Origin of the sequence: Brachyspira catarrhinii (assembly GCF_005518285.1) — a bacterium.
GTDB lineage: Bacteria > Spirochaetota > Brachyspiria > Brachyspirales > Brachyspiraceae > Brachyspira > Brachyspira catarrhinii.
This window is the reverse complement of sequence record NZ_SJDU01000143.1, coordinates 1-5,578: the sequence shown is the minus strand read 5'-3', so window position 1 is coordinate 5,578 and position 5,578 is coordinate 1. Positions and strand designations below refer to the sequence as shown.

The 5,578-nt window shown below is 28.4% G+C and carries 2 protein-coding genes and 1 pseudogene; all 3 read right to left on the bottom strand.

What is annotated here, in order from left to right; genetic code table 11:
* Positions 1–1,531 (bottom strand): annotated as a pseudogene (locus tag EZH24_RS06565) (HD family phosphohydrolase); the annotation flags it as partial.
* A gap of 178 nt (positions 1,532–1,709) precedes the next feature.
* On the bottom strand, positions 1,710–2,408 hold the full coding sequence (locus EZH24_RS06560; RefSeq protein ID WP_137998332.1) for a M48 family metallopeptidase: 699 nt from the start codon (positions 2,406–2,408) through the stop codon (positions 1,710–1,712).
* Positions 2,409–2,422: 14 nt separating this feature from the next.
* Positions 2,423–5,497, bottom strand: a complete 3,075-nt coding sequence (locus tag EZH24_RS06555) for a type I restriction endonuclease subunit R (protein WP_137998331.1) — start codon at positions 5,495–5,497, stop codon at positions 2,423–2,425.
* Positions 5,498–5,578: the final 81 nt, after the last annotated feature.

Genomic DNA, 5,578 nt, shown 5'->3' with positions numbered 1-5,578 from the left:
AAAAACCCGAAAAATACGGAAAACTTGACTTAACCAAAACAGCCTGTATCATTCCGCTCGTAAAAGAGAGTATAAAAACAATATAATTAAAATGAATATCGTTGGTTAAAAACATATTTACAAGCGAAATCAAACTTAAATATATTCCCAAATAAAAGCCGAGCCATAAAACTCCGTTTCTATTGACTATCTTTTTTGAAATTATCGAAACTATAGTCGAGCCGATAAATAACGAAAAAGTTTCAAATATTCCCGCTTGAGCCATATTTGCGGCTAAAACCGTTACGCATAAAGTAACTATTGAAGATATTCCTCTTCTCGCTCCAAGCAAAGAATTCAAAATTGCAAACATCGGTATAAAAGTATAAATATAAAACGGCAGATTTTCGTTTATAATTCCGTTCGATATATAATTTTTGCATACATAAGCGGTAATCATAATAAATATATATTCAAAGCAAAATAGCAAATAGTTTTTGAAATTCGTATAAAAATCGACATTGAATCTAAAAATAATAAATCCGAGAGATAGAAATAAAAGAAAAGTAAAAAATATCTGCCCTATCAAAATCGTAATATTAAAACTGAAAAAATTATTGTCGTTTAATATATATCTTAATAAATTTACTTTTTCTTCGTTGACTCTCTCTCCTTTTTCCAAAATAGGATAACCCGCTTTTATAGTCGTGTAAATGGGTTCTACCGTTGTCGAAACTTTATCAATTTCCGCTTGAGTTCTGTCGGAATCGTAAATCAAATTATCTTGCAAAAACGCGCCTGTTAAAGACGATAGAGTATTTATATTGAAAGCGTTAAGTTCTCTATATTTAGAGCCTATTATAGAGCCTAATTCCGAACGCAAATCTTCCAAAAAACGAACTCTATTTCTTGGAACTATTTTTTCTTCTATTACCGAGTCGTTAAATTTATAAACGAATATTCCGTTATTTTGAATTAGTCTTAAAGTTTCGGGGTTCAAATTTCTTCTCGATATTATTCCCGCTTCAAAAAAATCGTTTATCGTCTCTTTAATTTTTTCTTCGTATTCCAAATTATTCAAATTGTCTATTATCGCGTTTGAAAAAACCGATTTGCTAACGCTCAAATTAAACTTTTTAGAAAATTCGTTATACATTTCATCTATAGAAACAAAATTTGAAACTTCGTCAATATCGTTTGCGGAGTATTTTTCTGAAGATTCGTTAATAAAAGAAAATACTTCGCCGATGTTTGAAATTGTCCTTTCTCTTATAATCATCGGCATTTCAAATATTGGTCTTATATTCGCTTTTGAATAATTTATAAGTTTTTCTGTTTCCTCTTTGTTTTCGTATCTAACCGTTCGTTTCAATGTAAGCGGTTCGTTAACTATTTCGCCTATAGCTGGAATCGTTATATTTTGCGTATATGTTGGAAAAACCAAAACTAAAGTGAAAATATATAAAAGAGCTGCTATAATTAATTGAGTTATTTTTTCCACATTCGGAGTTTTATTTATAACCGATTTCATTATTTTTTTATTCGTATTCATTATATTATCCTAATTAAATTTATTTTTATGATATTAAATAATTATCTTAATTTTTTGAATTTATTTTAATTTTCTAAAAACTTACTTAAGATAAAAATTCATAAATAATATAGTATATAAAATAATCTTCTTGTCAATATTACTTTTAAGCGCAACTAAACATAATAAATTATTGGAATCATATATCAAAAAAAGTGTCGAGTATTATTTTCGCTTTTTTCCATTCGGGCATATATAAAGCGACAGTATTATAAAAATTTTTGCTATGATTCGGATATATTAAATGAGCCATTTCATGTAAAATTATATATTCTATCGCATGAATCGGATATTTAATTAATTCCAAATTCAAAACTATATGTTTTTTAACGGTATCGCATGAACCCCATTTTGATTTTAATTTTTTCACCGTAAATGTTTCGACTTTTATATTCATTAACGAAGAATATTTTTTTATTAATTCGTCAAAAAGTTTTATCGCTTCTTTTTTATACCATATATCGAGCAGCACTTCTTTTTTTCTTTTATTAATGTTTTCGTTATTTTGCAAATCGTTTTTAATATTGACATACATATACATTATTCTCCCCGCAAGTATTATATTTTCTCTTTTGCTTTTTATCGTTTTAAGCATATAACTTTTTCCCAAATAAAATATTTCGTTTCCGTCCTCGAGTTTTTTAATAGAAATGTCATGAATATTCTTTTTTTGCATCGTTTCGATTCGCTCTTCAATCCATTCTTTTCGTTTTTCAATAATTTCTTTTATATATTTTTTTGCTACTCTTTTCGGAGCGGTTACATGAATATTCAAATCGGGTTTTACTCTTATGTATATATTTTTTATTCTTTTATATTTTATTATAATTTCGTTCATTAATTATTAACCGTTTAAGAATACGCTTTCAAACCTATTTTTCTTAATATTTGTAGAAAATCGATTACGGTTTCGTTATCCAATTTTTCAATTTTGTTTTCGTCTTCCAAATCGCTTAATCTATCATCTATTTCGCCTTCTATACTTTTCATTATATCAGAACTATCTTGCCAATCTGGTTTTTTACTTTTTGATTTAAAAAGTTCGTCAACGAATAATGAAAATTCTATTAATGTTTCCTTGTCTTTAATATATTTTTCCGTATTATCGTAAACGGCTCTCGCGCATTTATTATCTCTTATTTTTTCATCGTATTTAATATTTTCTTCGTAACTTTCTCCCGCTAATTCCAATTTTATTTTTAACGCTTCTTTTAAAAAATTCTCTTTGCTTATTCTTTTGCTCTCATAATCTTTTATTATTCGTTTTATTTTCTCGGAAAGTTTTTCGTAGAAAGCGGGATTCTCTTCCATCTTTTCTTTTATCATATCGTTAGCCGCGTTTAATATCGCATCAGCTTTTGCATCTCCCAAACATTCTATTTCTTTTTCAAAATCTTGACTCAAAATATTAGGAATTTGATTAAGAACTTTTACTTTAGTTTCCGTTCCAATAAATGTGTCGTATAATTTTTGCATTTTAGATTCGTATTCTTTAAAATCTATCGCCTCGTTATGTTTTAATCTTAAACTTTTTCTCAAATCAACGCATAATTTAAATAATTCTTTATAAGATTTTATTTCCTCTTCGTTAAAACTTTCTAAAAAACTTTCGCTAAATTGACAAATATTTAAAAGTTTGGAATATTTGGAAAACAGATTATAAAATTTTTCTCTTTTTTCTTTTTCGGAAAGCGAATCTCTGCATATTGATAATTTATCCGTTTTATTCGATTTTAATTCTGGCAAAAATTCTATTAGCTCGTTGTAGGACTTTTTGAATTCTTCTATTTTTTCTTTTAAGTCGAAAACCGCTCCGTCTATATCTTCAGAATCGTAATTTGCAAGTTTATCGTATTTATTTAAAGCCAAATCTAAATTTTTTAATAAGCCTCTATAATCTATCAATATTCCGAAATCTTTGCCTTCATGAGTTCTATTTACTCGTGCTATTGCCTGTAAAAGCGCATGGTCTTTCAATTCTTTATCCATATATAAAACTTGGGCTTTCGGCGCGTCAAATCCCGTTAAAAGTTTGTCCACAACTATAAGTATATCTATATCTCCGCTTTTGAATTTCTTTATTATTTCATCGTTATATTTTCTTTCGTCATTCGTATATTTGCCATAAAGTTCTTTCCATTTTTTAGAAACATATTTTTTATTTTCCGTAATTTTATCTTCTTCGCTTTCTGACGCTTCGGAGGATATAATAACTTCGGTTTCCAAATTATGATATTCGTCAAAAATTTCTTTCATTTTCAAAGCTTGGAATTTGCTTGAAACGGCAAGCATAGAATTAAAATCCGTGTCTTTCAAATTCTTTTCGTAATGTTTCGTTATATCGGAAGCCAATTTCATCAATCGGTTATAGTTTTGGTTTATAGTATTTTCTTTCACTCTTTTATTTTGCAAATCGCTTTTTTGTTCTTCGGTAAAATCTTTAGTGATTAATTCGTATCTTTCGTCCAAGCCTTCTTCGTCTAAAATTTTTAAATTTATTAATCTGCTTTCGTAATACAGAGGAACGATTACTTTATCTCGCAAACCGTCTCTTATCGTATAGCAATCTATAAAACCGCCGAATTTTTTAGCCGTGCTTTTTTCCGCTTTATATAATGGCGTTCCCGTAAAACCTATATAGCATGCGTTTGGAAAAACTTTTCGCATTTTATTTGCCAAATCTCCGTATTGAGTTCTATGGCTTTCGTCAACCAAAACGAATATATCGGGAGAATCTATTTTAATTTTTTCATCGAACGCTTTTTCAAATTTATTTATTACGGTAGTTATTACCGATTTATTATTTTTTATTAGATTTACTAAATGTTTTCCCGAATTAGCCTTATTAACGGATATTGAAGTGCTTTGAAAAGTTTTATTTATTTGTTCGTCCAAATCTATTCTGTCGGTTACAACCACAACCTTTGCACCCTTTATTTTTCTCGATATAATTTTTGTAAGCATCGACATAGTGAGACTTTTTCCGCTTCCCTGCGTATGCCAAATAACGCCTCCGTCTCTTTTTCCGTCTCTTATATTATTTATTCTTTTGATAGTTTTTTTGATTGCAAAGTATTGATTATATCTTGCGACTTTTTTATCGTTTCCGTCAAATATTATAAAATATTCCAAAATATCTAAAAATCTTTCTTTTTCAAATAGCGAATATAATGTTATGTCTATTTCGTCTATCTTTCTGTCTTTAATGATTCCGTTTAATTTTTCTTTTATTTTTCCGTCATCTTCTTTATTATGCCAAACGGAATAAAATTTTTTATTCGTTCCAGCGGTCGCGTATTTTATACTTTCGTCATTTGCGCATAGTAATAATTGAGAGAATTTAAATAACCGTCTTATCTCTCCCTCGTTTTGATTTCTAATCATTTGCTCTATCGCATCGTCTATACTGACGCTTGCCTTTTTAAGTTCTATTATTCCGAGCGGTATTCCGTTTATAAATATTACCAAATCTGGTCTTCTCGTTTTTTCTTTTTCTTCCGTATTTTGTCTTTTTACTTCAAACTCTTCCGTTATATGAAACGCGTTATTTTCGATATTATTAAAATCTATATAATAAATATTAAAACTTTCGCTTTTGCCTCCGACTTTTTCTTTATAACCTTCGCCTTTAAGAAGTTTTTCCGTTATTTTTTCGTTTGCAGTTAAATATCCGTTTGTTAGCGGGACATCCAAATCGTCTATAGCCCGTTTAATGTTTTCTTCGGAGAATTTATGTTTTTTATCATCGTAAACGAAATAATTAAATTTATTCATTTGATTTTCAAGAATATTTTTAAGAATAACATTTCCGTTATCGCCTCCTCTTTCTTTAAGAGCGTCTTCTGGACTTAAATATTTATAGCCAATATTTTTGAATAGTTCAATAACTTTATCTTGCAAAAATCTTTCGCTATATTCTTTCGGCATTTTCAAATCCTAATTAAAAACTATTTTCATTTTTCAAATTCTTCTAATTCTTCGATAGTTTTCGTTATTAATTTTCTGTTA

Excerpts from the sequence above, each read along its gene's own strand:
- EZH24_RS06560 (WP_137998332.1), bottom strand. The coding sequence starts at position 2,408 with ATGAACGAAATTATAATAAAATATAAAAGAATAAAAAATATATACATA.
- EZH24_RS06555 (WP_137998331.1), bottom strand. The coding sequence starts at position 5,497 with ATGCCGAAAGAATATAGCGAAAGATTTTTGCAAGATAAAGTTATTGAA.